We start from the raw sequence: 26,478 nt of genomic DNA, 5'->3' as shown, positions 1-26,478 counted from the left end.
GAAGAGGTCCGCAGAAGTGCGTCCAACAGGTGGCCGCTTGACGCCGGATTCCGTTCCGGCGAACGTCATTTATTCAACTGTCTTGGACACAAGCCTAGTGATGGCCACCATGAAGATGCGTCGTCGTGTGGGGAACGGCGTCGATGTGCGTGGTAGTGTGAGGAACCGCGTGCAGATGATTGCCATGTTGCTGGTAATCAATGTGCGTCTGTGTGTGAGGCACGTAGTCGGTGTGCGTTTGCGAATGCAGGTGCGGTTGCTGATACGATGGGCGGTAAGACTGATACGGTTGAGTGTAAGTCTGGCGAATGCCGTTTCGGTAAATCACTCGTCCTTGCTGCGGATACGACTGTCCCTGGATATACTGTTGCTGCGGGTATTGCTGCTGGTACTGGCCCTGAATCACGGGCCGGGCCGATTGATAGCGTTGCTGATACGGCTGCGTCGTGGTTGGGTAATTGCCGTACGGCGACACATGATCGACGTGCGTGGTCGTGTGCGGGACGCGGTCAATGTGGGTTGTTGTGTGAGGCACCGCGTCAACGTGATTGCCATGTTGGACGTAATCGGTGTGCGTCGTCGTGTGTGGCACATGGTCAATGTGCGTGGTCGTGTGGGGAACGCTCCACTGGGCTTGTGCGGTGGTCGCGACAGCCAAAACGGCGAATGCTGAGAGGAAACATTTCATTGGTCTAAACTCCTAACGTGGGGCAAACTGTGAAGGACAATGCAAATCCGTCGAATTGTTCGCATCGCCCGCTAAGGGTTATTGTACCATCCCACGCGAGGGGTGCAATCGCGTCGATCTGCTGCGACTTATCTTGAAATGAGATCGTAATGAGGTCGCGATGTATTCAACTTGACGTCAGGCATCTGGTGTCAAACCTGGGAATTCACTGGTTTTTCGGTTTGGCACACGCAATGCGTTAGATGTGTTTCCAGCGGCACTTGCCGTGAACCTCCCCTCGAATTTCAGGACTGACACCTTATGAATCGTGCCTTCGCAATTGCCGCTCTCGCAGCAGGATTGTTCGCCTTTGCCGGAAATACCGGTGCCACCGCTAGCGACTACTTTCATGGTGGTCATGGCGGACACCACGCCTACTCCGGCGGCCATCACGGTGGCGGTCACCATGGCGGCTACGCTCAAGCACCCGTTCAAACCTATGGCAATTACGGCTATTCATCGAACTACGGCGGTTATGGATACGGCCAAACGTACCAACCGAGCTATCAACCGCAATACCAGCAACAGTACTCTCCTACCTACCGATCACAACCCTATCGTCAACGCGGTGGATTGCACCTTGATATCGGACGCTTCCATGTTTTAGGTGCTGGCGGCCATCACTAATCAAGCGTTGTTCGCTTGCGAATGTTACCGACCGTTCTAAATCAACTGGACGGGCGAGCAAGTCTCGTCCGTCCTTCTTGTCTCTGTGCAAAACTTACAACGAAATGAAAAACATGCCGAAACACGTCGTCGCGCTCGCCGCATTCGCTATCGCTGCCTTTTCGCAAATGCAACCAGCAACTGCTCAGCAATGGCATGGATATGGTCATCATGGAGCTCATCACTATACCGACCACGGACATTTTTACGGGCACTACCAGGGCGGTCATCACTATGCGCACGACTCGTACCACTACCAAGACAGCCATCACGGTCACGCCCCGATCGCTCTCGGATACGTCGACATGCCGCTGAACCAATATCACAGCAACAACAGCGTGTACTGCCCCGACGATGTCGGTTGCCCGTTGCAGTACAACCAGCCCGCGCTTGGTGAATTGTCCCAACAGAATCCACCCTATCAGGATGCACCCTACCTCGACGCACCCCGTCAGTATGAAATTCCAAACGGCGCGACGGGTTCCTACAATGACCGGGGCCACCATGCCAACGATGGCCATGATCATGGCGACCATTCACACGATGGGCACTCACACGGCCCAGTGAATCCGAGTCTCCAAAACCCCGCCGTCACTTTCGGCACGCCTGATCGTCAGCCGATGACTGCACCAACGCTTCCCAACCGCAATGCAGTTCCCGAGCTTCCACGCTACGAAGCTCCTCGCGACCGTCCAGCACAGCCAAGCAGTCCACCCACGAACAACGGCCCAATCAGAATGGACGGACCACCACCAAGCCTAACAGCTTTGGGAAGTCCATCTCTTACCGTCAGTTGACGCAGCGAAGGAACCTACCGTCACCGCTTAACTCGCTTCCTCGCCGGAACCGGCCATCCTGAGAATCTTGACGCCACCTCGCACAACGACGCTGGCGATCAGGATTCCGATGACCAGGTCGGGAATTTGCGAGCCAGAGAGTTTAACGATCAGGCCCGAGACGATGACACCAATGTTGGCGATCACGTCGTTGGCTGAGAAAATGTAGGACGCTCGAAAGTTGACATCACCGCCTTTGTGCTTGGCGATCAGCCACAGGCAAAAGGAATTGGCGATCAAAGCAATCAAGCCCATCGCCATCATCGCAACGCCGATCGGTTCCCCGCCACCGATGAAGCGGCGAACCGCTTCGATCAATACACCGAAGCCGAGAGCCAGTTGCAACACGCCGCTGGCAGTTGCGGCATTGCGGCGGATGTTGGCGGCACGACCAACGGCGTACAGGCTGATTGCGTAGACGCTGGCGTCGGCCAGCATGTCGAGTGAGTCCGCGATCAGGCCCGTCGAACTGGCAAGCACGCCAGCGATTATCTCGACGATAAACATTGCAGCGTTGATTGCCAGCACCACGCGCAGCGTCCTTCGCTGTGCGTCGCCTTCTGCTTCCAATTCGCATCCGCAGTCAGTCATGCAATCATGCCTCCCGAAGTGCATTCACGATCGGAACAGTCGCGGCTTGAAGGGCTGGGGCCAATCCCGCAGCAATGCCCACAATCAGCGATACGACGGTTCCGCTGATCGCCAATCCAAGGGAAGGACGAAAGGCGATTGTGGCACCTTCCGCGCCGATCGCGAATCCGCCAATGCCGAGGGCAGCAAGTGCCAGCGTGGTTCCGGCGATGCCGCCGACCAGACACAGGATCGTGCTTTCGGCTAAGACTAAACGCATCGTTCGCATCGGACGGACGCCGATCGTTTGCAGCACGGCGTACTCTTTGATCCGATCTTGAACGCTCATGACGGTGGTCGTTGCGACGAGCGACAACACCAGTCCGACACAGGCGTACCCGAGCCAGTGGGCGAAGCCGATCAAGTCGACGAGGTCGGAGAGCGTACTGGCTTGAAACGCTCCCTTGCGTCGGGTCTTCGTTGCGACAGAACCAGCCCGCAGCTTCGCGTCGATCTTCGTAGCAACGCGATCAGGATCGGCATCGTCGGTAAGCATGACTTCGTGCTGCGTCACCAAACCGGCAGCATCAAGCCCGCGAGTGTATTGCAGAAATGCAAGGCTTGTGTAAATCAAGTTCTCTTCCGATGGAACCGTCGACTCAAACACACCCGCGATCTTCACAGACAGGTCACCAATAGAAAACTGGTCGCCCGCCTTGAGGCCACGACGTTGAGCGACATTCCTACCAACGATAGCGGCGTCACGTTGTGATGCGAACTGCTGCCAATTGCCGCTCGTCAGCTTGATAGGTCGTGTCTTTTGAATCTGTTCTGGGTCGGCACCATTGAATACGACGATGTCCAAACTCGCACGACAGTTATTCGTCCAGACCTGAATGGGCATCACATCACGAACACCCGGCACCTCTTTGATCTTTCGCGAGTAGTCTTCCGGCAATCGACTGCTTGTCGGACAAAAGCGATTCTCTTGAAACACAATCAGACTTCGGTCGGCGTCCGACCCCGTCGTCAGCCGAAGCAAACCTTCTTGCACCGAACCAACGAAGCAAAATACAAACATCGCCACCGCCGCGCCGGTAACGGTCAGCAGCGTTCGCGTGCGGTGACGCCAGAGTGTTTTCAGGACGTAGGTGAACATGTTACATATTCCGTGTTACGCGACGGCTATTTGTGATTCGATGAACTTCCCGCGATCGAGCACTAACTGCCGCGACGCGATTCTCGCGGCGTCCGTGTCGTGCGTGACCATCAACAATGTGATGTCGAGTTCCTTGTTCAGTCTTTGCAGCAAGATTTGCACTTGCTCGCTCGTTTCCGTGTCCAAACTACCCGTTGGCTCATCGGCAACGACGACTTTGGGATGAGCAACGATTGCCCGCGCGATCCCAACTCGCTGTTCCTGCCCACCAGATAACTGACGCGGGTAGTGGTCGGAACGGTCGCTCAGGCCGACTGCCTCCATTGCCAATTCAACCCGTTGTCGTCGCTGCGAGGATGACAGCTTCAACAACAACGTCGGCAGTTCGACATTCTCGTACGCAGTCAGCACAGGTATCAAATTGTGCGTCTGGAAGATGTAGCCGAGATTCGCAGCCCGCCAGTCAGCCAGTTTGCTGCGTGACAGCTTCGTGACTTCCGTGCCGTCGACCGTGATGGTTCCCGAGTCCGGTCGGTCGATGCCGCTGACAAGGTTCAATAGCGTACTTTTTCCTGTGCCACTTGGTCCCATCAACGAAACGAACTCACCCGCTTCGATATCCAGGTCGATGTTGTCCAAAGGCGTGATCGTTTCATCGCCTTTGCGGAAGCTCTTGCTAACGCCACGTAGTTCTACTAATGCCATCTAATTCATTCCCATCGTTTGGTCGTCGCCCGTCACGTGGACCGGGCTGCTTTCGGAAAGTCCATCCACGCCGCTCGCGATCAGTTTGTCCGTCACCTTCAGCCCCGTCGTGATCTCCATCAATCCGCCCGCGATCGGAGTTCCTGTTTCGACGGATCGCCGCTGAGCCAATTCATCCGCGTCGACAATCCAAACGAAGGCACCAGAGTCATCCGACTGAATCAGTTGCTCGGGAACAAACAATCGTTCGGTTTCCGTCGCTTCGCTTTTTTGGTTCTCCAGCACAGGAGCTAGAAACGTCGCCGTGACCAGCATTTCAGGACTGACGTTTGGCGGTGGGTCGATCAATTCAACCTTCACTTCCAACGTGTTCTTTTGAATGTTCGCCGAACTGGTCGCTTGCAAAACACGTCCTTTGATGATGCCGCCGGAGGATGCCGTTTCGATTTCCACGGGTTGACCGCGCGAGACCATCGGCACGTCTTCGAGTCGCACGTCTGCACGGACTTGCAATCGGGCGGGATCGTACATCTCGACCACCGTGCTGGAACTTTGCCCGGCGGTGGATTCCAATCCCATCACGCGAGTCCCCGGCGATGCGACCAACCTCATGATTCGCCCGTTCATCGGAGCGCGAACGACATTGCGTTCCAATGCCAATCCGGCCTGCCTGACTTGCAACTTGGCCTCGTCGCGAAGCGCCTCCGCCGATTGCACCTTGGCTTTCGCTTCCTCAACTTGCCTTGTTTCCTCCACGAGCAATTTAAGTTGCCGCCGAAGTGCATCGACCTTCTTGGCTAATGCGTCGACTTCTCGTTGCAAGTTCGGCTGGCGCTGGCGAAGTTCTTCCAAGAATGCTGTCGCGCCAACGTGGTCGCTTTTTGCGAGTGCAATCACATTTCCAGAGACCGCGCCCTTGGCCGACTGTTTTCCCTCCATACTGCTCAGGGTGTAGTCAGCATTCGCCTTGGCCGCATCGACCAAGAACGGCAGCTTTGCCAACTCAGTTTTCGCCTTTGCAAGCGAACTTTCGGAGCCTGCAAGCGGAATCTCCAAGTGCAACGGATTTTCACGCCGGATTTTGGCGGCATCCAATTCGGCTTTCGCCCGGTTCAGCTCGCCCTCGCGAATCGCAAGTGAGTTGTTCGCCTGCTCAACGTTCAATTCTGCGTCGATTGAAATCAATCTCGCAATCGGTTCGCCTTTGGCAACCTGCTGCCCTTCGACTACCAACAGCTCTTCGATCACTCCGGGAGCGAGTGCCGCCACACTGATCGCCGTCGGCCTCGGTTCAATCCAACCGGGCGACTGAAACAGCGTCGTTCCCGCTTGTTGAACTTCGGCACGCTTTACAATCACCGGAAGCACCGTCACCGATGGCTGGGGCAACAACCGCCGACCCGCCGCAGCACCCAGCAGGCCAAGGAAGCCCAACAGAATGCCGATTGGCAGCGCGTAGCGAGTCAACCAACGCTTGCGACGGGGCCGGTTGGACGACGTTGCTTCCCTGGGTGAACGGTCGAGAGCGAGCTGGCTGAGATCGAGAGGAGCGTTCGCCATGACTACTTCTCAGTTCGCACAAAGACTTTGCTTGCCGCGACGGTCAGGTTCCCTTGGTCATCCCGTTTGGCTTTCCCAGTGACGACAACGGTCGACAATTCCTTCACGTTCAGAAACTCGCGAGCGTCCTTGGTGATTGGCTTGCCAGAATCATCCACGATTTTAATCGTCGCGACGTTTTCTTTGACTTGATCCTGCGTGCAGCAGTAATCCCAAGGCGTCGGGCAACCTTCTTCGGCAGCACAATACGGAACCTTCGGGTCAACCACGGTGAACGCGGCAATTCCTTCGACAAACGGTTTGTTCGAACCGCCAATGACACCGACCAAGGTGATGTCTTGCCCGTCTTCGCTTTTATTGCGAGCTTCCCCAACGGGCACGGCATTAGCGGGTTCCGTTGTCGCGGCGTACCGCGTATCGACCTCGACAGTTTTGCTTTGCGTCGTCGCAGTTTCCGTTTGGCCACAGCCAACCGCTAATAGACTAAGACCGACAAGGGCGACACTCAAATTTATCTTCATCAAAATTCTCCAGGAAACGTAGTCAAATAGCTTTCAAACTTGTTGCGACTTCGGCTCGCAACGCTTTGATTGCCGGGGGCAACGCACCCACGACACCCAATAACAAACCAACCCCGCAACCGATCAAGATTGCGACGCTATCAATGCGTAACGTGAACGCACCCATCGTGAAACGCACCGCCATGCCGTTGAGCATCGTCAGTGCGATCACGCCAGAAAGCAGCGAACCGGCCGCTGCCAACAAAACTCCTTCTTGCACCAAACTGAGCAGGATCGCCCGTCGGCGAAATCCAATCGCTTGCAGTGTTGCAATCTCACGAATCCGTCCCGCCACCGCGCCGTACATCATGTTCAATCCAGCAAAGATGCCAGCACCGGATACCAACACGACGACGAACCAAGCGAGCAACCGCACCGGTTTGTAGTGTTGTTGCAGCGAGGCGTAGTAATCCGTTTCGCGGATCGCTCGCAGTTCCAGGTCCGTCCGTTCTTTGCAAAACAACTGGACTTCGGCGGGCGAGCTTCCAGGCGACAACAACATCGCAACCAGACTCAAGTCCTGTCGTTTAGTTGCCGTCTGGAAATCTCCCAGTCGGCACCAAATCTCGGATTCATACGCTGCACCGCCAGCCGCGAACCGTCCACTGATTTGCCACGATCGACCTTCAAATTCGACGCTGTTCCCAACCATCACTGCTTCATCAGTGCTACCTAGTTTCGCGGCAGCCAAACGACCCACGATGACTTCCCCCTCACCGGGCCAGTCGCCCTCGACCAACTTCACCGATCGACGTACCAGCGGCGCGGCATACGAAACGCCGCGTACCAACCCCAAGCCGCCAGCACTTCCATTCGTCTTTACTCGCGTACCCAGATACAACTCCGGCGACACATGAGTCACATCAAAGCGTTTCACCGTGCCGTCCAAGCTGGCCGCAACGAGCGACGGACTACGCGCGGCGATCGACGAGTTCTCAATGTTCTGCTCCGAATTGACGGAATACACGAGAACCACATTTTCATCTCCACTGACGGCCAGCGATTGTTCCAACCCACGAATAAACCCCACCACGACGAACACCAGCATCACGACCGTCGCTAATGCAACGAGCGTCAATGCCGTCCGCACGGGCCGTCGAGCCAGATTGCGAACACCGTATTCCCAAGGGAGAAGCATTTGATTGATGATTTTAGATTGGTGAATTGGAAAACCAGTTCTCGCTCGCAACCACCGCGCGCAGCAGTGACCGACGAAAGCAAGCATGGATTGAACCTAGCGACCGGTGACCAGGACGATCACTCGTTCACTTGCAAAAAGAGGTTGCAGGCGATCGCAAACAGGTGTTCAAGCGGTTCAGATCAACCAAGATTGGTGCGCAACACGCACATCACGACCGCAGAGAAGACGCCCGCTGGGGGCACGCGATCGTCGTGAAGATGTTTTGACTAACAGAGCCGCAGTCGGATTAGCGATCATCATCGCCGCACGCACCCATTGCCCAGATTGTTCTGGCGAGTCGGGCAAAGCCACATCGGCCTCAACCACCGCACCTTCACAGATGCAATTCTGACAGTTGCAATCGTCACCACAGGGTTCAGGTGACTCCGACTCGGGAGCTTCATCACCGTGCGAGCAGCAAGAGCAAACTGCTGGCACACATACCTCACCCACCGCCACATCCGCTTCACACGAAAGGCAACGCACCGGACACGCCAATAAATTGACGATCAACAGCAAGGCAAGTAAAGGACTTTTCACTCCCTGATGGTAGTTCATTACACGCTTTGCGGCAAGGTCAGAGCTGCCACAAGAACAGTCCGCCTGTGCCGCCGCTGTCGGCTAGTTGTGGATAAGACGTGAGATTGCCGTTCGCCATCTCGGTCCGGTAATTTCGGTTCCCCGAGTTGTTGGCCGACGACGCGCAATCGCGAGCGCCGCTGCACTATTGGCAGCACCCCAGTTCGTATTTGCCCAAGAAGCAGAAGCACTTCGCAACCACGCCGAGCACGACCACGCGGCTCACCAGTGTGCCAGTCATGCCGCCGCGATCGCCGCCCAGAAAACGTGCCGACTGATGGACAAACCACTCGGCGGCATGGGCGTCCCCGGCAAAGTGAACGTCAACGGCAAAGCCATCTACATCTGCTGCCCCGGCTGCGCCAAAAAGCTAGTCGCCGAACCAGACAAATACCTTGCTGCCTTAAAAGCCAAAGGCGTCACACCACCCGCGTTCTAGCAGATTTGTCAATCATTCATCTGGCGTTTGAGAATTGTCCGTCTGCAACCGTCGCCAAATCTCTCGCTGGCGGTCCCAATCCATTTCAGCCGTCATCGGTCGCAGCATCTTCTCGTTGATCTTCGATCGCCCGACGAACTCGCGCGGCAGACAGAGCAACGCCTCTTGAATGTCGGGGGCAAGCAACGCCAGATTCATGATCTGCGTCACCCGCGGCGAACTGATCGAGTGCATGTCCGCCAGATGCATCGTGTCCTTCGCCTCACCGCTTCGCAGCATCTGGTCGAACTGAATCGAGATCGCCATCAAACGGGATACTCGCGGGATCTTGCCGCGACGTTTGACCGGGACATCGTCGCCAGTCTCTTCCTCCGTGGGTTCTTTCTTCTGCTTCGAGACCTTGTTGAGCTGCAAATCTACTTTCAGTTTGACATTAATCATGATGCCGAATCCTCCACATTGTTGGCGAGTGATTTGATGCCGGCGGGGTGCATCGAGATTGAAAGAGAACTGTCGGCGGCATCGAACTCGATTCGCGACACCAGCAACCCCAACACATCCGCCTTTTCAAGCGTGTTCAGTGCGTTCCAAACGTTGTCGAAGTCCGAGAATGCGACCGCGACATCCGCTTCGCTAATGCGATCCGTTTGCAACCGCTCGATCTCCGCTTCAACGCGGGCCACCGATCGGCCGAGATCCGCCGTATGTTCGTGCAGTTCCGCGAGGCGGCGCGAAGTGGTCACCCCCGAACTACCAACGAGTTCGCGAATCTGTCTGTCGTTGGAGTCGAGTTGGTCCTGCAACTGAGACCGCTGCGTTTGCAATTCGCCAAGCTCGTCGCCGACTTGCTCCATCGCTTGCGTCAACACGTCCCGCCGCAACGCGTTGTCCGACGCGATCGCACGCACCTGGCCCACAACGACCGATTCGATTTCGCCGGCCGGCAAAGACGGCGACGGACAATGCTTCCGCCCCCGTTTGATCGCCGTCACGCAAGTGTAATAGCGGTAGATCTTCGACTTCCGCTTTGATACGTTGTGGACCATCGAGCGGTTGCAAGCCGGACAGTACAACAAACCACGCAGCAACGCTTGGTACTTGTTGACCAAGTGCGCGCCTCCGCCGCGACCGTGGCTGCGAAGCATCGTTCCAACATCATCGAACAACTTGTCGTCCACGATCGCTGTGTGTTCGCCATTGAACGTTTCCGTTTTGTGCTTGATCCGTCCGATGTAGATCTCGTTGGTCAACAAAGAATGCAGTGAAGCTTTGTCGAACGTCCGGCCGCCACGCGGCTTGCCCGCTTTCGTCTTCCAAGGCTTCGCCGTCCACCCACGACGATCGAGTTCTTCGACCACCGGCGTCAACGCTTGCAGTTCCAAATACATCCCAAAGATACGCCGCACCCTGGCCGCCTCGTCCGCGTTGATCACCAACTTCGGACTCGGCCCCGACCGATCAACGTCGTACCCCAGCACCGGAATCCCGCCGGCCCATTTGCCGCGACGCCGTTGAGCCGCGATCTTGTCGCGAATCCGCTCGCCGATGATCTCGCGTTCAAACTGGGCGAACGAAAGTAGGATGTTCAGCGTCAGCCGACCCATCGAGTGAGTCGTGTTGAACGCCTGCGTCACCGAGACAAACGAAACGCCTTGGTTATCAAACGCCTCCATGATCCGCGAGAAATCCAACAACGATCGACTCAACCTATCCACTTTGTAAACGACAACGCAGTCGACCTCGCCGTTGGAAATGTCCGCCAACAAGCGGTTCATCGCTGGCCGCTCGAGGTTCCCGCCGGAGAACCCACCGTCGTCGTAGTGCTTCGAGATCGCGACCCAGCCTTCTTGTTGCTGGCTCGCGATGTAGTTCTCGCCGGCGTCGCGTTGAGCGTCGAGCGAATTGAACTCTTGATCGAGTCCTTCCTCCGTCGACTTCCGGGTGTAGATCGCACACCGGATCTTCGGCACCTCGGGCTTATCCGATTTTGGTTTTGTCATTTCTCACGCACCCCCAGCTTAAAGAACACGAATCCGTTGTAACTCGACCCGCTCAGTTCGCCGGCGATGTTGGACAACGACCGATACCGCCGTCCCTCGTACTCGAACCCATCCGTCAAAACCAAAACCCGAATCATCTTGCCCTTGTACAACCGCTCGACGTAGCTGCCGGGCGGCGGCAAGCGCGGATCCCAATCCACGTAACCGTCCAGCTCCGGCTTCTTCCGCCGAACGCGATCAATTACGTCCGCTCGAGGGGGCGTCGTCCGAACATCCGATGTCGCCGCGATCTCGCGAGCCCGTTGCTTCGCATGGTTGCTCAGTCCACCCTCATCACGACTCTGCAACCGCCAAGCGATCCGCCGCGTCAGATACTTGCGATGCCTGCTGCGACACGCTTCTTCAAACAAGTCTTCGTACTTCGCGATCAATTGGTCGACCGTCATGTCGTCCAGCTTCGCGATCTCAATTTCAGTCGATGGTTTCATAGCGTCGCCTCCTTCGATCCAAGATCTTCTGTTTCCTCAAGCACCGATCCATTGCAAGCCGACGTTGCATCGGTCTCGTCATTTGCGTTCGCCAGCACCGAATCGAACTCCGGTTCACCCACCGGTTGTCGATGTTCGTCGCGCGACACCGTTCGGCACCGCGCGACGCCTTTGGCAAAGATGGCAGCGATCGCGCTGCGTCGTTGTTCACACATGTTCTGAATTCCCTGTGGAAGAAGAAGAAGTACCGGACGCGTCGTCTCGACCAAGCGAGACCGCGTCTTCCACAGAGAGCCCTGGATCCAAACGACGATCAAGCCGTTCGGGTAAAGAGTCCGTCGGAGTTCCAGAAACAGACGCCAGCCGCGAAGCCCGCCACCGCAAAACCCCACGAGCCAACAACCCAGCGACCAACCGCCGCCGCTCCGACGAAGAAAGATCCGCCGTCCCACCACCATTCAATGCCTTACCCACACGCAACCTTTTGAAAGATTCATGAAGCTACCGAGACAAACCAAATCGTCCCTCTCAGGTAACCTATGCCGTGTTTTCAAAACCCTGCACGAGCATCTTCAACAAAGCCCCAACACCCGTCCCGCTCCCACCCCCAAGAGCGGCCCGGTCCATTATTCTGACGCCAGATCGCGGTTTGTAGTATTTAGTACGCAGTTCACAAACGGGGTTTTCTCACCCTCGCAGAGAATCAAGAAATGCCTTGACGCGAGTCACTCGCTCACAACTTCTCTGTTTGGTTAGGAAACTGACCGCAGAAGGTAAACTCCGAAAGCCGACGTTTTGCAGCTCGCAAAACGCCGGCTTTTTTCGTGGTTTCCTGGCAATTCCATGCTTTTCCCGAGTCTCGGGTCAGAGACTCGGTGGCCGGCCAAGCCGTGGTTCTGACGGGTGGTGGGGGTCGTTTGGGGCGAGATTCTCTCACGACTCTCTGGGGTGATGGAGACCACGGGTTTTGGGCGTGGGGGTTATCGCACGTCTGGCCCACTCGGGATTCTTTTTGCTGCCTAGTTGCTCTCGGTCGCGAGGCACCGAAATCAAACTTTGCCGCTCCGGTTATGGGACGCGCGTCATCGCTTTCGCATAGATAGTCCCGGGAGGGAGCAATGGTTGCGCCTTCCGTGATTATTTCCTAGCGGAGGTGTTCCCATAGGTTCTCTATCTTCTTTGGACTCGCCGGATGATCCGCCGGCGATGCGGCTGCGCAGGGTGGCCGCCATTCTTGCTCGCGGGATCGGTCGGCTTCGCGAAGCATCCGACGACTCGGTCGAGTCTCCGGACGAACCGGCAAGAGTTTCTGGAAATCTCGCAGACTCTTTACCCAAGCGGCTTGATGGTGTCGCGCCGCCATCGCTCTCTGTCACGGACGTCTCTGAAACAACGGGTTTCGAGACCAGCCGAGACCAGAACCACTGCGAGGTGAAAGATGATGAATGAAAAACGGACGCAGAATATCGCTGCGCTGTTGATCCGCGGATTGTCGCGGGTGCAAAAGGTGAAACGCGAACAAACTGCTGTCGAAACAACGGACGGCGAGGACGTATCGACCGAGGACCATGCACCTGAATGCAGCATGCCAGCCGGAGGTGAGCGATGAGTCCCAAGATCACCGCCGAGATCGCGCGGCTGCCGGATTTGAGAGTCGCCGACTTGCAGGAGCGATACGAACAGGTCTTCGGCGAAGAATGCCGAAGTCGCAACAAACAGTATCTCATCCGCCGGATCGCCTGGCGTTTGCAGGCCAACGAAGAAGGCGGACTGTCAGCATCGACGCTCAAAAAAGCGGAGGAGTTGGCGGTCGACGCCGAAACACGCGTCACTGCTCCCCGGCAAAACAGCACCAAAAACGTGGAGGTCGTTAACGCCAAGCCATCGGCGTTCGTCGATTGGGATCCACGACTGCCGCCACCAGGGAACATGGTTGAGCGTCAGTACAAAGGCAAGATGATTCGCGTCGTCGTCTTACAGGAGGGATTCGAATACGAGGGCCAGCGTTATCGCTCGCTTTCCGCGATCGCCAAAGCGGTCAGCGGAACGCACACGAATGGGTTTCTCTTCTTTCGGCTTGGGAGGCGAGCATGAGCAGTCTGAGACAAACAACGGTGACTACTCCAACGGCGATCCGCTGTGCCATCTACACTCGCAAGTCCACCGAGGAAGGGCTCGACCAACAGTTCAACTCGCTCGATGCCCAGCGTGATTCTTCCGAGGCGTTTATCGCGAGCCAACAACACGAGGGCTGGCTGGTCAACGCGGAACGGTACGACGACGGTGGATTCTCCGGCGGGAACACCGAAAGGCCGGCATTCAAGCGATTGATCGACGACATCGAGGCCGGCAAGATTGATTGTGTCGTGGTTTACAAAGTCGACCGGCTCAGTAGATCGTTACTGGACTTCGCCAAAGTGATGGAGGTTTTCGATAAGTACGGTGTGTCGTTTGTATCGGTGACCCAGCAATTCAACACGACGCACTCGATGGGCCGGTTGACGCTGAATATCCTGCTGTCATTCGCCCAGTTTGAACGTGAGATCATCGGCGAGCGGATTCGCGACAAGCTTGCGGCACAAAGCAAACGAGGCCAATGGACTGGCGGGTATCCCGTGCTCGGGTATGACATTGATCGCAGGGAACGAACGCCACGATTGGTGGTCAATGCGGACGAAGCGACTCGTGTTCGGAGAATCTTTTCGCTGTATCTAGAACTGAAAGCACTGATGCTGGTGTCAGAAGAACTTGAGCGCCGTGGCTGGTGCAACAAAGTCTGGCAAACCAAGAAGGGCACGGCGAAGGGTGGCCGGGCGTTCGATAAATGTTCGCTGCACGCGATGCTGACCAACCCAATCTACGCCGGCAAGATCAAGCACAAGACGGATATCTACGAAGGCCAGCACGAAGCGATCATCGACGAAGGAATCTTTGAGCAAGTTCAATCGCAACTAAGGGCGAATGGTCATAACCGGGGCAATCGGCTCCCTGGCAAGAACGGCGGCTTACTCAAGGGACTGATCCGATGTCCGTACTGTAACGTGGCGATGGTTCACAACGTCACCAAGAAGAAATCGATCGCGTACCGCTACTATACCTGCGTCCGGGCGATCAAACGCGGTCGAAAGGCGTGCCAGCATCCTTCGCTGCCGGCGGGCGAAATCGAAGCAGCCGTGGTCGACCAAGTCCGTGCGATCGCCGGCGATGAAGGATTGCGGGATGAGATCGTTCGGCAAGCAACAGAAGCCGTCGCTGACCAGAAGGAGGAGTTCGAGACGCAGCGGATACAACTGACACGGCAGCTCAGTCGCGACCACGCCGAGATTCGCCGGGTAGTCTTGGTGCAAGACGCCAACAGTTCGACGACCGCCCGCATGGCGGATCTTCAGCAGCGGATCGAGGCCGCAGAACGCAGCCTGGTCGTCGCAAACAAACGCATCGCAGAGATCGACCGTCAAAAGGTCTCGGCCGTTGATGTCACCGAAGCATTCACCGATTTCGATCGCGTTTGGAACTCGCTGACGATTCGCGAACAGTCGGAGCTGCTCGGATTGTTAGTGGCCCGCGTCGAATTCGATCAGAGCGATTGCACGATCGAGATTTCATTTCATTCCAGCGGCATCGCGTCGCTGGAAAACCTGGCACCAGAACCTGAAGAGGCAGCATGATTACCGTCAAACGAAAGCTGAACGTCCAAATCGTCGCCCGCGGTCGGAAAACCATTCGGCCCCACGACGCCAACAGCGATAATGTGAGCAAGCCTAAGCCACCTGCCCGCATCCCGCGAATCGCCCGCTTGATGGCACTCGCGATTCACTATCAAGAGATGCTGCGAACCGGCGAAGCGACCGACATGATCGAGCTGTCCCGCCGCGCCAAAGTCAGCCAACCACGCATGTCGCAGATCATGGCGTTGAATCTTCTAGCCCCCGACATCCAAACTGCACTTCTGGATCTCCCGCCGCAATCCAAAGGCAAGCCGTTCCTGCACGAAAAACGCATTCGGCCCATCACCGCCATGCTTGAATGGACCGAACAACGGGTCGCCTGGCAACAGATTTTGGTTGCCAAGAAAGCCGTCAGTGCTAGGAAAGACTAGTCGCGTGTGTGTGTAACATGATGACATCCGCGTCTCGCCAGTTGCATCCAACGCGTTGATCCTGCCGCGTAGTCGAAGGTCGATAACAGTCCTGCTTGTTAGCGATTCGGCGCGGAGGTGTAGACGACCGACGCGCCGAACCGCATCATCCAATCCGCCTCGGTCGATGCAACCTCCAGCCCCAAGAAGTCGTCATTCGTGCTGGCGGTGTAGTCACCGATGTAAGTTGCACCGTCTTACTCCATTAACTCCTAACTCCGTCTACGGAATTCGAGTCCCAATCGGGGAGCTTTTTGGACACTTGTGCGAACATTTCGTCCTCACCGGTTAACAATGCGGGGTCGTCACCATCGGTGACGGCCCCGTTTTGCATTTGGGGTTGGGGACTGCCGCCTTCGGAACTCGCAGAGTCCCAGTCAAAGCCGCGTTCTGGGCGGACTTCAGGGAAGAACTTGAGCCATCAGAGGATGGAAAAACCGGCACCTACCTCCTTTGTGGCGAGACGGTCATGGGACCGTAACGTGAAACGGATTTGTGCTGCCGATGACTGATGTGTCCTTAGAATCCGAGAGTGTCTGATCGTCAGACACGTCTGTCTGATCGTCAGACACGTGGCCAGCACGCACGATGCTTTTACAACACGAACGAACTGCAGTTTCCCATGCAATCATTAAAGGTACGGCGTTTGCGTGGGCGAACATCATCGTCGGGCATAATCCGCACTGCGTTTGTCAAACTGGGAGAATTTGATGCTTGAGAAGATAAATCAGTACTTTGAGGTCGAAAAGCTTGGTTCTTCGTTGCGAATCGAGATTCTGGCGGGCCTTTCCACGTTTCTCAGCCTTGCCTACATCGTGGTCGTGAACCCAGCAATCTTAGCGGAGGCCGGGATGGACAAGAGCTTCGTCTTGTTCGCAACCGTCATCACCTCGGCAGTGGCAATGTTTGTCATGGGCGCGTGGGCACGACACCCGTTCGCGTTGGCTCCCGGACTCGAAATGAATGCGTACGTCGCGTTCGTCGTTGTTGGCGCAATGGGCTTCAACTGGCAACAGGCGCTGGGGGCCGTCTTTTGGTCGGGAGTGCTCTTCATCGTCGTGACCCTACTTAACGTAAGAACGAAAATCATTCAGTCAATTCCGGACAAGATGAAGTTCACTTTGTCTTTGAGTGTTGGCGTCTTCCTGATCCTGATTGGGCTGAAGCTTTCCGAGCTACTCACCTTCGACGGGATCTACGTGAACGGAATAGGGGACTTTACATCTCACAAAGCTATTGCACTATATCTCGGCGTGGGACTTATTCTAATTCTTCAAAAGGTGAAGTTCCGAGCGGCCGTGCTGGTCAGCATCATCCTTGCAGCGATCTATTGCAACTACATGGGACTCGTCGAAGAACAAAAGGCCGCAGAGCTTTCCTCCGCAATGTTTTCAGGGATCTTCAAGCTCGACATTTCTGTGCTGTGGACCAATCCAAAGATTATCATTGCGATCATCGTTCTGTTTCTTGTTGATTTCTATGGAAGCATCGCGAAGTTCATTGGACTAACGATTAATACAAGCATTGCGTCAGACGACGGCACGATACCGCGTATGAAAGAAGCGCTGTCGGTTGACGGTATTGCTACGTTGGGCGGCTCGTGCCTTGGTACGACAAGCGTGACGACATATGTTGAAAGTGCTGTTGGTATTGGTGCAGGCGGGCGAACTGGAATTACCGCCATTGTCTGCGGGATGCTGATGTTGAGCTGCCTAATTATCACCCCGTTTCTCAAATTCATCCCGGTAGTCGCGACCACAGGCGCCTTGGTCGTCGTCGGAATTCAACTTTGTCCCCGGCTCGAAATCCTCAAGAAATATAACAAGTTGGACATCGCCGTTTCGGTGATCATGCCCATTCTTGTCGTCTTTACGTTTTCGCTTGAGAAGGCGATGCTTGCGGGCTTCGGGATCTATTTGATTGCAGAAGTCGTCAAAGAGCGCAAGTTTCCAAATCCCTACCTGCTTGGGTCTGTTGTGTTGTTGGCCATCGGCGTCGTGCTTCAGTACGTCTAATAATCCTTCAACACACTGATAACTCGTCGGAGTGAATCATGGCCATGTCGGTCGAACAGCTTGCCACAGCGATCAACGAACGTGAATGGGTAAAGATTGGTCGCTGGATCCAAGCTGGACTCTTCGCGTACTCGAACATTTCCGGACGAACACGTGAATTCAATCAGGCGACACTCGGATTCGATTTTGAGTTTCGTCAGTTTCTTTTCCTCGACTACGAATACTGTTTTGAGCGAACAGAGTTCGAGGAGATGAAGGTTTTCTTCACCGCGAACCTTGAGAAGAATCCGCTCTGGTTTCGAGACTACGAGCGGATCGTGGCTGACGTTTCGAACCAGATGATCGAGTACTCGGAGCCGTTCATTGCCCGCGACTTTGCGGAGAAAACAGATGAAGAACTCATCGAAGTGTTCGAGGGTTGGTACCGCACAGTGAATCTGGCTCAACCGGTGCTTGAAGGGTATCAGCTGGTGGGCGGTTTGTTGGAAACTCGCATTCGCGAACTGCTCGCCAGCGCTCTCGAAAAACGGGGTGAACCGCTTGCGTTGATGGATGATTACATCAAGCGATTAAACATCCCAAAGAAGAAGATTGGGATGAACCAAGAGGAGGAAGAACTGCTTCAAATTGTTGCGGAGCTACAGGCCACAGGGACAACTATTGAAGTGCCGAGTCCGACCGATGAAGGTGATGCGCTGCCGGAGGCGATCTCTGAGGCGATTCAATCCGGATTGCCGGACGAGACGAAGGAGCGACTTAAAAAGCACTTCGAAGAATGGCAGTGGATCAGTACACACCATTTCATTGGCGACCCCTATGACCATACCTACTTCTACTGCCGCATCGCGGAGATGCTAGGTCAATGGAAGAAAGAAGGGCAGGAAGGCTGGAAGTGGCAGCCTCGAGATTGTGCTTCAGAATTGAGAACACTCGCGGCGAGGGATGACGAGCTTCAACAGCGATGTGAGAAACTGCAGCGCGAACTGCATTCGGAAAAGCAACTTCTTCTTTACATCGACATCGCCCAGGATCTGTCATACCTAAAACCGGTGCGAGTCGATTCGTACTATATCGCTTGGACGAACCTCCGGCCAATGTTCGTGGAGATCGGCAAGCGAGTATCAGTCACGGTAGATGAGTTAATGCTTTTGACGGACAAAGAGATCGTGTCAGCAATCCGCGAAAGGTCCGTCGATGCGCTGTCGTTGTCGGACCGAAAAGAAAGTTTCGCCGTCGTGAAGATTGATGGCGAACTGGAAATGCTGTCGGGAGATCGATTGAAAGAAGTCAACGCGAAACTGACCAAGAGAGACTACTCGTCCTTCTCTGAGGTTACAGGCAAAATGGCGTTCGAAGGTCATGTAACCGGCAAAGTCACCGTACTGCACTGTGAAGACGACATGCCCAATGTAGAGCAAGGTGACATCGTCGTCATTTCGATGACCGATCCGAACTACATGCCAGTGATCAAGAAGTGCGGAGCGATTGTCACTGACTACGGCGGGATGTTGTGCCACGCTGCGATTACTGCTCGGGAACATCGCATCCCCTGTGTTATGGGTACCGAAATTGCGACAAGAGTCTTTAAGTCTGGCGATGTTGCTGAAGTCGATGCTGTTAACGGTGTGGTACGAAGAATCGAACGGACACACGATTAGAGGCAATCCCTATGAGAATTGTGGCACCACTTTTTGAGTCAGACGAAAAGCAACGCGTGAAAGCGGGCGGGAAAGGTGCGTGGCTATCACGCCTACATCACGCTGGCTTTCGCGTGCCAACTGGCTTCGTATTGACATCCGATGCCTACTCGCTGGCAGTGTGTAATTCTGGCCTGGACAAGATAATTGCGGTAGAACTGGAGCGAATCGCTGACTACGAGGATGTTGCGAGTGTTTCAAACGCGTCAAAGAGAATTGGCGAATACTTTTACGGGATGGTCGTTCCCGAGCAAGTGTCAAATGAGCTCTGTAGAGAATTCGATTCGCTCGAAGCGGAGTTCGTGGCTGTGCGATCGAGTGCAAGCATGGAAGACGGGGAAAAAGCATCGTGGGCAGGGCAGTTGGAGACAAAACTCAACACCAGTCGAGACGAATTAATTGACTCGGTAAGGGCATGTTGGGCATCTCTGTATTCCACACGCGCGCTTAGCTACTGCCACAACGGTGGCTTCAATATTCACGATTGCAGTGTCGGCTTGGTCATTCAAGAAATGGTTAATAGCGATGTGTCCGGTATCGCATTCTCCGTGCACCCAGTGACTAACGACGCCGACAAAGTGGTCATCGAGGCTGGATTCGGTTTGGGCGAGGCTGTTGTTTCGGGTGCTATCACCCCGGACACGTACGTGTTCAGTAAGTCAGCCAAAGGTTTAACTGAGAAGCATGTCGGCAATCAGAGGAAGAAGTTGGTGCGAACAGTCCAGGGGAAAACTGATTGGGTGGAGCTTCCCGCTGAATCGGCTCGACAACAGAAGCTGTCTGACGCAACGCTGGAAGAGGTTGCTAATACCGTAATCGAAATTGAAAGCACGTTTGAAATCCCTGTCGACGTTGAATGGGCAGTTGAAGACGGAACTTTGCACATCCTTCAGAGTCGCCCAATTACGACGTTAGGAGGCCAAGGATGAGTAACTCGTTGCCGTTTGATACTTCGAGACAGTGGCAGCATCGGCTGACGCGGCCGGTAAGTTTATTCGGAGCATCGCTTTGGTACGCATGGCACCCGTCCCCACTGGTAGAAGAATTGCTTGGTGTCAGGATGACCGATGCGCTCTTCGTTGAGACAAAGCAATCGCTTGTCCGGAGATACCGAGTTCGAGATCAATTAGCGGCCTCTGAGTCTGGGTTCGATCAACTGGTCACCGAGAATCAAAGCGTGCTCGCACAGACTCTTGAATCCGCCAGGTTGCTCAATGAACAAGCGGAATCTGCGATCGCGGCAGGTTCAGGGGCGTACTCAAACTTCGGTGAAGCTTTTGAGTTCTTCGTTCGGCACGGAATTCACGCAACTGTGATTCCTGACGGCACTGTTAGGGCGTATGAGCGACTGCGCCTACAAAGCGATGAGCATTTAGAATTCGCAAACGATCTTCGACTGGTCTCGCACTACCACCGCCTAATAACCGACGTTCTTTATCCTATCGCGGTTCAGGATCTGCAGAATGCGGGCGTTGCTTACCCGGCAAACTCGGTGGAATTCATCACTTACAACGAGTTGCAACGGCACCAATACTCACAGATCGCGGGTCGGATCGCGTCACGAAACGACGGGCGCGTTTTCGTCTATCAGAACCTTGGTGGCGAAGAACAGATAGTGTGGCGTCGAAACAACCTTGACGTAGTAAAATCGCTCGAAGAGCAAGGAAGTGACGAGCAGGCTGGAGAACTCATTGGCCGCGTAGCATTTCAAGGAGTAGCATCAGGAATTGCACGTGTAGTGACTGGAAGCCCGCAAGATGTTGTTACCTTCAATGAAGGCGACATACTCGTAGCACCAGATGCATTGCCCACATTGACAAGTCTCGTTCGGAAGTGTGGAGGAATCATCACGGACGAAGGAGGAGCAGCATGTCATGCAGCTACCGTCAGCCGGGAATTCAAGAAGCCGTGTATCGTCGGCACGCAACTCGCCACGGCTTTCGTTGAAGACGGAGAGCCGATTATGGTTGATTCGACCGATCCAACTAGAGGTGTCGTGCGGTTCGCCAACACGTTTGAATCAGGTAACGACGATGAAGAGCTCGACATCTGCGATGCAAATCGGAATGTGATCGGTCGCGGAAAGCGATCTCATGCTCATCGATTCGGTTGGTGGCATCAAACATTTCACTTTTGGGTGGTTTCATGCGGTCCTCAACCTGGATTGGTTTTTCAAAAGCGATCAAGCGAAGTTGAAGACTACCCGGGGCTACTGGATGTGACCGCAAGTGGCCACTTGACGGCTGGAGAAGGAATTCTGGACGGATTCCGAGAAGTGGAGGAGGAACTTGGAAAATCATTTGCCCCCAATGACTGCGAGTCTTTCGGATGGCAACAGGAATGCACTGACCTTCCTCGTCAAAGAAAAAACTACGAGCACCATGCCATGTATATGGTTCGCTGCGATGATGATCTGTTGCAATACTCTTTGGCCTTGGACGAGTTGGACGGCTTGTTAAGCATCGACTTAGAGGATGCTCAAGAGCTGTTCAGTCAAAAGCGATCGTCGTGCATCGCAAAGGGCGTTGAGTTTCAGAACAGCACGTTAGTCACTCTTGAGCGAACTGTGACATTGGCAGACTTCAGGCCGAATCGACTCGGTTACTATATGAACGCGGCAATGAGGGCATACCGCCTGATCAATTCCGCCCATGCAAATTCGAACCAGCGGACTACGCCATGACTTCCGTTCTCGGTCTGATCGTCGAAGACCGCCCCGAACAAAGAGAGCTGCTCGAAAGGGCCGTCAGATCCTATGACGGTGTCGATTGGGAATTGCGCGCATTCGAAGGCGAGTTTCGATTCAAGGATGTGCTGGCATGGGTTACGACACAACTTTCCGAAGCAATGGCATACGATCATGCCTGCCTGTTTCTTGATTTGCTATGGAAACGCAGGCCGACGGATCAATACGAAAGTCACAATAACAGAACCGCACATAATTTTCTGACGCTGTTGCTTTGCCCCGAGGACGTGCTTGACCGAGTTCGCGATGATTTTCTGGTAGATGGTCTTAGGCTACTTATTGAGCTTGCACCCCGTGCATACCGAAATCTGTCGATCGCCGTCATCTCGAAGTTTGGAGTTGATTCCTTACGAAGCTTTGCTCGTTCATTGGGCGCTGACACAACGATTCAGAAGTTTCCAGAACTTCGAGAGTTTTTCGCGAACGCGGAACCTCGTGAGGTCAACGAAGCTAGATTCCATAAGGTCTTCAGTGGGCTACTGTTCGACATGTACCTGCCACTGGTTCAGCGCGACCTCATCGATTTTGAGTCAAAGGGAGCAACTCACGTTACTATCGCTTTTGACGAAATCGAGGGCGAACATGCCGATATCCATTCCGCGTTAGTGAAATGGCGGCACGTCAATTCCCACAGAGCTCCTGAAACTGACCGACCACTGCCGTTGGACTACGAGTCGTTGGAGCATCATGTCCATTCGTTCGTCGACACCGTTGTGCATCACGCGCGGTTCTCTTTCAAGCAGTTCGCTCAGCGACAAATGTCCAACAATGGAACTGTCGATTGCGATGGGATAGTGGGTCAGGGAATGCTTCCCGCCCTAACTGAGATCAGAAGAACGGCACCATTGGAACAGTTTGGCGTCTTTATTTACGGTGAGCCAGGCACAGGAAAGGAAAGACTCGCTCGGTTCGTGCACGAGGTCAGTCCAAGAGCGTCAGGGCCGTATGTTATCGTGGACTGCACAAATCTCCCGGAGAACACCAACGAGGTGGAGTACATTCTTTTCGGTGTTGTGCCTGGGGCAATACCTCATGTCTCGCCACGAAGGGGATTGGTCGAAGAGGCAGCTGGCGGGACGATCTTCTTTGATGAGATTGCGGAGGTGCAGTGGATTCACCAGGAACGGCTCATGCGGTTTTTAAATGATCGCATGTTTCGCCCGTTCGGCGAATCCAACTACAAGATGTGCGACGCACGTTTTGTATTTGCGACAAATAAGAACCTCGAATCTTTGGTCGCTGCAGAGAAATTTAAGGGCGACTTTCGTGATAGGATTCGCAAAGCAGCACCGATTGAAATCAATATACCTCCGCTTCGCGAAAGAAGAGATGACGTTACTGACTTGGTGGACCACTTCCTTGCGCCATTAAAGCAGGCTGCGCTCCATACAGACATCAGAATTGAGGCGGACGCTGTCGCCGAACTAGTGAAATATCATTGGCCCAGCAATGTACGCGAATTGAACTGGGTCGTCGACAAGTTGTATTTGCTGGCAGACGAAGGCGTCATATCCGCGGAACTCGTACGTTCACAGCTTGAAGCAAGTACTGGGGGTGTTAGTTCTAGGCCTGATTTGAGCGATCTGAAGGGACTGCCACTCGACGAACGACTGGCAATAGTTGAGGAGGCCGCCATGCTAGAGGCGTACGAGGCGGCAAAAGGGGTGCGGACGGAAATGGCTCGCCTTCTCGGCAAGACAGATCGAACCAAGATTACTAAGTGGTGCAAGTCGCATGAAAGCAAATGAGTCTCAGAACAAGAGCGGCCTTTAGCGGCGAGAACAACAATCCGTTGCGAAAACTCATGCGTGTGTCGCGTTTTTAGAGAGAGAGGTGCTTGCGTTGTTCGAGCTACACGTATCTGGTGAGAATATCTCAGAATCGTCGGTCAACGCGATGGAAACACGTGGCGTTGAGCGGAATTCGTTCGTTCGGCACGTCAACGTGGTCGAAAGCAAATGGCGTGGAACCATCCACACTAAGAACCACGACGCAGAGTTGTGGGAATGGCTGAACGGCACGTTGGCCCAAGATTCACGATTTCGCGGCGTGATGGAGGAGGAGTGTGTGCTGCCGACGATGTTGTCCGCTTGAATGTGAAGAATGGGCATCCTCCGACATCCGGATTACCCGAAGTTCGATTGTCGGCTGTCCCAGAAGGCCAATACAAAGCGTGCGACCTTCACATTTGCCTTGAGTTCCCTGATTGCTCAGGCCGTCGAATCTATAGAAGCAACTGGAATTCCGTCGGTTGATCGACCGCCTGAGGGAAAGGTGAAGCGGATTTATACCTTGACCTGTTTGACCCTGGATGACGGACGAAAGGTCTTTGATCTGTTCCGTGATCATCTGGCCGGTTTTCCGGGATTCGTCGGCAAGCTTATGTTTGAGGTCACCACCCGTCACCTCCGTAATCCAGATGATGCTGACGTGCTTCCGATCATGCTGTCGGATGATGTCGCTGCCTTTTTGAGTGAATACGGCGCAAAAAAGAAAACCCCCAGCCGAACGATGGCTGGGGGTTAGCGAATTATAAATTGGTTTGCAGCCGGTTAGTGACCGGTCCGACTAAGCCAGTCGGCCACCGATCTGCAATGCGACGCAATTCACACGTCATTGCGGTAATGGTGGTGTCGTCAAGCAATTCGACCGCATAAGCGAACATGTTGGAATCATGTAGGTCGAATGTACATTTCGACGCGTGGCCGTAAAGGCTCCGAAGTTCATCGGCCTTGCCAGCCAAGCTCATTTCTTGCACCGCGGCACGAAATTTCCGTGCACGCTCCGGCTCTTCTTTGTCAGTCGGCAATCCCGACAGGAACTTGATCCACTGCTGATCGGAAGTGCCGGCATCCGAAGTTCCCTCAGCAAATTGCTGTGTAGATGCCATTCGGCACCTCCTTTTGATTGGCCACCCAATACGGGAGGCAAGAGAAGAAGAAAGAAGAAATTGGCGGGCTACGATTGCTCGCCACACTCAACGCTGTTGCTTCCATGTTCCGAACTGGCGTCGAACCGAATATGCAGCCGTCCTCCGATTGCATTCCCACCGAGCAGCTTGACAGTGAGGGCGTTCGTTGACTGGGGATATGTTCCGTGTGACGTTCTCTCCGGCAGGCCGCCGATCGCGACTCGGCAGAACTCACAGCTCGCCGATGGAATCCGTGTCGCAACCTTCACGCTGCTCGTCAGGGCGTCGGCCAGCCGCTGGCGAAGGCGAGTTTCCACGTCCGACCAGCCGGGAACGCAATACCGAGAAGAAACTTCAACTCGCGAGCGGTGCGGTCGATAGTCAATTCCGATGACTTTGACATTCGTAAAAATGCTCTCAGCAAGGCCTGCGAGCAGGTCTGCGGACAGCCGTAATGAGTCAAGCTTACACCGCCTCACAGGATCAACGTTCATCGTCACTGCCGTATCGATCCTGAAGTCGGGTTCAATCGGAAGATGGTGTTGAAGTTCACCGCCTCGGGACTGCCGAACTGCCACAACGGGTAGTCCGGCAATTTCACCTCGGTCATCACTTTGGTTTGGACGAACTGGATGAAAAAGCGTCTGGTCCAACACAACATATGGTCGGTAGTCGAATTCCGACTCACCGAACCCGCCGATCCTTTTCACTCTTGCATTACCCATGAGGGACGAATCCCATAAATATCGATGTTGATTCATTTTGTACTCTCCGTCCAAAGAAAAACGGGCGGCGAGATTCCTCGCCGCCCGTAAGTTGCTGGTGATGTTCGCTTCGGGTCAGTCAATCAAGTAACTGATTCGCAGCCGATTGTTCTTAACTTTGAGCTTCTTGAGTTTGAGGCCCGCCAACTCGCTAGTGGACGCAACATGTGTTCCGCCACACGGCACAGCTTCAAAGCCTGCAAACTGAATTGCCCGAGATTCGAACGGTTTGCCAACGATCGAGATCTCACAGTCTCTTTCGATCAACTCGTCGACTGCAAAAGTCAACCGTTCGAGCAACCCATCGAGCGCCGGCATTTCGCCTTCAAACTCAACTCGCCCTTCTCCGGGGTAGTGGTGACCACCGACAGCATGAAGTTGCGGACAGCACTGCTCCGTCACAGCAGCAATCGCGTGACCGGCGCTATGGTTTCGCTTATTCTGCTCGCGGCGGTCGGGATCAACCTTGAGTTCGACCTCGTCGCCGGCGCAATAGCGCGGTTCTGCATCAAGCACATGGAGAATTCGTCCACCTTCGCCCTTAAGGACGTTGATCACTTCGGATTCTCCTGCCGTACCGATGTCAGACTTCTGTCCACCGCCTTTTGGGCAGAAGACCGTCTGGTCAAATTCGACGATGTACTTGCCATCATCGTTCGTAATTTCGGTTACAACGCCCACACATACACGTTGATCACCAATCAGGTTCATTGCTTTTGTCATTTGAACTTGTCCTTT

Annotated in this window: 27 protein-coding genes; 14 read left to right on the top strand and 13 right to left on the bottom strand. The window is 54.7% G+C overall.

All coding sequences use genetic code 11. From position 1 onward, the window contains the following. Positions 1-94: 94 nt before the first annotated feature. Complete coding sequence (locus tag Poly51_RS16995) at positions 95-688, bottom strand: hypothetical protein (RefSeq protein ID WP_146458968.1); 594 nt, start codon at positions 686-688, stop codon at positions 95-97. Between the two features lie 300 nt (positions 689-988). Here Poly51_RS16995 and Poly51_RS16990 point away from each other — a divergent pair, with 300 nt between their 5' ends. Together Poly51_RS16990 and Poly51_RS31350 are read left to right on the top strand one after the other, a co-directional pair. Beyond that, positions 989-1,354, top strand: a complete 366-nt coding sequence (locus Poly51_RS16990) for a hypothetical protein (protein WP_009096979.1) — start codon at positions 989-991, stop codon at positions 1,352-1,354. 113 nt (positions 1,355-1,467) lie between these two features. Further along, positions 1,468-2,190 (top strand): hypothetical protein, encoded by a 723-nt coding sequence (locus tag Poly51_RS31350; RefSeq protein ID WP_246114569.1) that lies wholly within the window; start codon positions 1,468-1,470, stop codon positions 2,188-2,190. A gap of 27 nt (positions 2,191-2,217) precedes the next feature. Here Poly51_RS31350 and Poly51_RS16980 read toward each other — a convergent pair whose 3' ends face one another. From Poly51_RS16980 to Poly51_RS16955, 6 genes are read right to left on the bottom strand one after another with little or no spacing between them, the layout of a single operon-like run. Continuing rightward, a complete protein-coding gene (locus Poly51_RS16980; protein WP_146458967.1) occupies positions 2,218-2,820 on the bottom strand; it encodes a cation diffusion facilitator family transporter in 603 nt (200 codons plus the stop codon). 4 nt (positions 2,821-2,824) lie between these two features. Further along, on the bottom strand, positions 2,825-3,958 hold the full coding sequence (locus tag Poly51_RS16975; RefSeq protein WP_146458966.1) for an ABC transporter permease: 1,134 nt from the start codon (positions 3,956-3,958) through the stop codon (positions 2,825-2,827). 15 nt (positions 3,959-3,973) lie between these two features. Next, on the bottom strand, positions 3,974-4,663 hold the full coding sequence (locus Poly51_RS16970; protein WP_146458965.1) for an ABC transporter ATP-binding protein: 690 nt from the start codon (positions 4,661-4,663) through the stop codon (positions 3,974-3,976). Then, positions 4,664-6,223: an efflux RND transporter periplasmic adaptor subunit gene (locus Poly51_RS16965; RefSeq protein WP_146458964.1), complete on the bottom strand. Its 1,560-nt coding sequence runs from the start codon at positions 6,221-6,223 to the stop codon at positions 4,664-4,666. It abuts the gene before it with no gap. Positions 6,224-6,225: 2 nt separating this feature from the next. Further along, positions 6,226-6,744, bottom strand: a complete 519-nt coding sequence (locus Poly51_RS16960) for a hypothetical protein (RefSeq protein ID WP_146458963.1) — start codon at positions 6,742-6,744, stop codon at positions 6,226-6,228. A 22-nt stretch (positions 6,745-6,766) separates the two neighbouring features. Then, positions 6,767-7,921, bottom strand: a complete 1,155-nt coding sequence (locus Poly51_RS16955; protein ID WP_146458962.1) for an ABC transporter permease — start codon at positions 7,919-7,921, stop codon at positions 6,767-6,769. 769 nt (positions 7,922-8,690) lie between these two features. On the opposite strand from Poly51_RS16955, the gene Poly51_RS16950 reads away from it, so the two are divergent. Continuing rightward, complete coding sequence (locus Poly51_RS16950) at positions 8,691-8,981, top strand: hypothetical protein (protein WP_246114568.1); 291 nt, start codon at positions 8,691-8,693, stop codon at positions 8,979-8,981. A gap of 12 nt (positions 8,982-8,993) precedes the next feature. On the opposite strand, the gene Poly51_RS16945 is transcribed toward Poly51_RS16950, so the two are convergent. From Poly51_RS16945 to Poly51_RS16930, 4 genes are read right to left on the bottom strand one after another with little or no spacing between them, the layout of a single operon-like run. Further along, a complete protein-coding gene (locus Poly51_RS16945) occupies positions 8,994-9,422 on the bottom strand; it encodes a hypothetical protein (RefSeq protein ID WP_246114567.1) in 429 nt (142 codons plus the stop codon). Continuing rightward, positions 9,419-10,981 carry a recombinase family protein gene (locus Poly51_RS16940; RefSeq protein ID WP_146458961.1) on the bottom strand — a complete coding sequence of 521 codons (1,563 nt, stop codon included), beginning with the start codon at positions 10,979-10,981 and terminating at the stop codon, positions 9,419-9,421. Before Poly51_RS16940 ends, Poly51_RS16945 begins: the two co-directional genes overlap by 4 nt. After that, positions 10,978-11,469 carry a DUF2924 domain-containing protein gene (locus Poly51_RS16935; protein WP_146458960.1) on the bottom strand — a complete coding sequence of 164 codons (492 nt, stop codon included), beginning with the start codon at positions 11,467-11,469 and terminating at the stop codon, positions 10,978-10,980. Before Poly51_RS16935 ends, Poly51_RS16940 begins: the two co-directional genes overlap by 4 nt. Then, on the bottom strand, positions 11,466-11,684 hold the full coding sequence (locus Poly51_RS16930; RefSeq protein WP_146458959.1) for a hypothetical protein: 219 nt from the start codon (positions 11,682-11,684) through the stop codon (positions 11,466-11,468). Before Poly51_RS16930 ends, Poly51_RS16935 begins: the two co-directional genes overlap by 4 nt. A gap of 1,223 nt (positions 11,685-12,907) precedes the next feature. Here Poly51_RS16930 and Poly51_RS30510 point away from each other — a divergent pair. From Poly51_RS30510 to Poly51_RS16875, 11 genes are all read left to right on the top strand, one after another. Then, a complete protein-coding gene (locus Poly51_RS30510; RefSeq protein ID WP_186775618.1) occupies positions 12,908-13,078 on the top strand; it encodes a hypothetical protein in 171 nt (56 codons plus the stop codon). Continuing rightward, positions 13,075-13,563: a DUF2924 domain-containing protein gene (locus tag Poly51_RS16920; RefSeq protein WP_146458957.1), complete on the top strand. Its 489-nt coding sequence runs from the start codon at positions 13,075-13,077 to the stop codon at positions 13,561-13,563. Before Poly51_RS30510 ends, Poly51_RS16920 begins: the two co-directional genes overlap by 4 nt. A 20-nt stretch (positions 13,564-13,583) precedes the next feature. Further along, entirely contained in the window at positions 13,584-15,137 is a 1,554-nt protein-coding gene (locus Poly51_RS16915) for a recombinase family protein (RefSeq protein ID WP_246114566.1), read from the top strand. Continuing rightward, the gene (locus Poly51_RS16910; protein WP_146458955.1) at positions 15,134-15,568 is read left to right on the top strand and encodes a hypothetical protein; all 435 of its coding nucleotides are present in this window, start codon (positions 15,134-15,136) and stop codon (positions 15,566-15,568) included. Before Poly51_RS16915 ends, Poly51_RS16910 begins: the two co-directional genes overlap by 4 nt. A gap of 749 nt (positions 15,569-16,317) precedes the next feature. Further along, positions 16,318-17,622, top strand: a complete 1,305-nt coding sequence (locus Poly51_RS16905; protein ID WP_146458954.1) for an NCS2 family permease — start codon at positions 16,318-16,320, stop codon at positions 17,620-17,622. Positions 17,623-17,960: 338 nt separating this feature from the next. Then, entirely contained in the window at positions 17,961-19,280 is a 1,320-nt protein-coding gene (locus Poly51_RS16900; protein ID WP_186775617.1) for a PEP-utilizing enzyme, read from the top strand. 11 nt (positions 19,281-19,291) lie between these two features. Next, positions 19,292-20,248 (top strand): PEP/pyruvate-binding domain-containing protein, encoded by a 957-nt coding sequence (locus Poly51_RS16895; RefSeq protein WP_146458952.1) that lies wholly within the window; start codon positions 19,292-19,294, stop codon positions 20,246-20,248. Further along, positions 20,245-22,002 (top strand): PEP-utilizing enzyme, encoded by a 1,758-nt coding sequence (locus Poly51_RS16890; protein ID WP_146458951.1) that lies wholly within the window; start codon positions 20,245-20,247, stop codon positions 22,000-22,002. Before Poly51_RS16895 ends, Poly51_RS16890 begins: the two co-directional genes overlap by 4 nt. Continuing rightward, positions 21,999-23,813, top strand: coding sequence for a sigma 54-interacting transcriptional regulator (locus Poly51_RS16885; RefSeq protein ID WP_146458950.1), 1,815 nt, complete (start codon positions 21,999-22,001; stop codon positions 23,811-23,813). The genes Poly51_RS16890 and Poly51_RS16885 overlap by 4 nt, the downstream gene beginning before the upstream one ends. Before the next feature lie 94 nt (positions 23,814-23,907). Next, positions 23,908-24,159 carry a hypothetical protein gene (locus tag Poly51_RS16880; RefSeq protein ID WP_146458949.1) on the top strand — a complete coding sequence of 84 codons (252 nt, stop codon included), beginning with the start codon at positions 23,908-23,910 and terminating at the stop codon, positions 24,157-24,159. Positions 24,160-24,168: 9 nt separating this feature from the next. Further along, a complete protein-coding gene (locus Poly51_RS16875) occupies positions 24,169-24,591 on the top strand; it encodes a hypothetical protein (protein WP_146458948.1) in 423 nt (140 codons plus the stop codon). A 4-nt stretch (positions 24,592-24,595) separates the two neighbouring features. Here the strand turns inward: Poly51_RS16875 and Poly51_RS16870 are convergent, their stop codons facing one another. Then, a complete protein-coding gene (locus Poly51_RS16870; RefSeq protein WP_146458947.1) occupies positions 24,596-24,955 on the bottom strand; it encodes a hypothetical protein in 360 nt (119 codons plus the stop codon). A gap of 860 nt (positions 24,956-25,815) precedes the next feature. After that, a complete protein-coding gene (locus Poly51_RS16865) occupies positions 25,816-26,463 on the bottom strand; it encodes an alanyl-tRNA editing protein (protein ID WP_146458946.1) in 648 nt (215 codons plus the stop codon). Between the last annotated feature and the right edge of the window lie 15 nt (positions 26,464-26,478).

Source organism: Rubripirellula tenax (assembly GCF_007860125.1).
Lineage (GTDB): Bacteria > Planctomycetota > Planctomycetia > Pirellulales > Pirellulaceae > Rubripirellula > Rubripirellula tenax.
This window is presented reverse-complemented; position numbering and strand designations above follow the sequence as displayed.

Bases quoted from the DNA above. Each gene is read 5' to 3' on its own strand.
- Poly51_RS16955 (WP_146458962.1), bottom strand. From the start codon at position 7,921: ATGCTTCTCCCTTGGGAATACGGTGTTCGCAATCTGGCTCGACGGCCC.
- Poly51_RS16875 (WP_146458948.1), top strand. From the start codon at position 24,169: ATGGGCATCCTCCGACATCCGGATTACCCGAAGTTCGATTGTCGGCTG.
- Poly51_RS31350 (WP_246114569.1), top strand. From the start codon at position 1,468: ATGCCGAAACACGTCGTCGCGCTCGCCGCATTCGCTATCGCTGCCTTT.
- Poly51_RS16930 (WP_146458959.1), bottom strand. From the start codon at position 11,684: ATGTGTGAACAACGACGCAGCGCGATCGCTGCCATCTTTGCCAAAGGC.
- Poly51_RS16920 (WP_146458957.1), top strand. From the start codon at position 13,075: ATGAGTCCCAAGATCACCGCCGAGATCGCGCGGCTGCCGGATTTGAGA.
- Poly51_RS16935 (WP_146458960.1), bottom strand. From the start codon at position 11,469: ATGAAACCATCGACTGAAATTGAGATCGCGAAGCTGGACGACATGACG.
- Poly51_RS16900 (WP_186775617.1), top strand. From the start codon at position 17,961: ATGATCGAGTACTCGGAGCCGTTCATTGCCCGCGACTTTGCGGAGAAA.
- Poly51_RS16995 (WP_146458968.1), bottom strand. From the start codon at position 688: ATGAAATGTTTCCTCTCAGCATTCGCCGTTTTGGCTGTCGCGACCACC.
- Poly51_RS16965 (WP_146458964.1), bottom strand. From the start codon at position 6,223: ATGGCGAACGCTCCTCTCGATCTCAGCCAGCTCGCTCTCGACCGTTCA.
- Poly51_RS16870 (WP_146458947.1), bottom strand. From the start codon at position 24,955: ATGGCATCTACACAGCAATTTGCTGAGGGAACTTCGGATGCCGGCACT.
- Poly51_RS16890 (WP_146458951.1), top strand. From the start codon at position 20,245: ATGAGTAACTCGTTGCCGTTTGATACTTCGAGACAGTGGCAGCATCGG.
- Poly51_RS16885 (WP_146458950.1), top strand. From the start codon at position 21,999: ATGACTTCCGTTCTCGGTCTGATCGTCGAAGACCGCCCCGAACAAAGA.
- Poly51_RS16910 (WP_146458955.1), top strand. From the start codon at position 15,134: ATGATTACCGTCAAACGAAAGCTGAACGTCCAAATCGTCGCCCGCGGT.
- Poly51_RS16895 (WP_146458952.1), top strand. From the start codon at position 19,292: ATGAGAATTGTGGCACCACTTTTTGAGTCAGACGAAAAGCAACGCGTG.
- Poly51_RS16980 (WP_146458967.1), bottom strand. From the start codon at position 2,820: ATGACTGACTGCGGATGCGAATTGGAAGCAGAAGGCGACGCACAGCGA.
- Poly51_RS16940 (WP_146458961.1), bottom strand. From the start codon at position 10,981: ATGACAAAACCAAAATCGGATAAGCCCGAGGTGCCGAAGATCCGGTGT.
- Poly51_RS16905 (WP_146458954.1), top strand. From the start codon at position 16,318: ATGCTTGAGAAGATAAATCAGTACTTTGAGGTCGAAAAGCTTGGTTCT.
- Poly51_RS16945 (WP_246114567.1), bottom strand. From the start codon at position 9,422: ATGATTAATGTCAAACTGAAAGTAGATTTGCAGCTCAACAAGGTCTCG.
- Poly51_RS30510 (WP_186775618.1), top strand. From the start codon at position 12,908: ATGATGAATGAAAAACGGACGCAGAATATCGCTGCGCTGTTGATCCGC.
- Poly51_RS16975 (WP_146458966.1), bottom strand. From the start codon at position 3,958: ATGTTCACCTACGTCCTGAAAACACTCTGGCGTCACCGCACGCGAACG.
- Poly51_RS16990 (WP_009096979.1), top strand. From the start codon at position 989: ATGAATCGTGCCTTCGCAATTGCCGCTCTCGCAGCAGGATTGTTCGCC.
- Poly51_RS16960 (WP_146458963.1), bottom strand. From the start codon at position 6,744: ATGAAGATAAATTTGAGTGTCGCCCTTGTCGGTCTTAGTCTATTAGCG.
- Poly51_RS16970 (WP_146458965.1), bottom strand. From the start codon at position 4,663: ATGGCATTAGTAGAACTACGTGGCGTTAGCAAGAGCTTCCGCAAAGGC.
- Poly51_RS16865 (WP_146458946.1), bottom strand. From the start codon at position 26,463: ATGACAAAAGCAATGAACCTGATTGGTGATCAACGTGTATGTGTGGGC.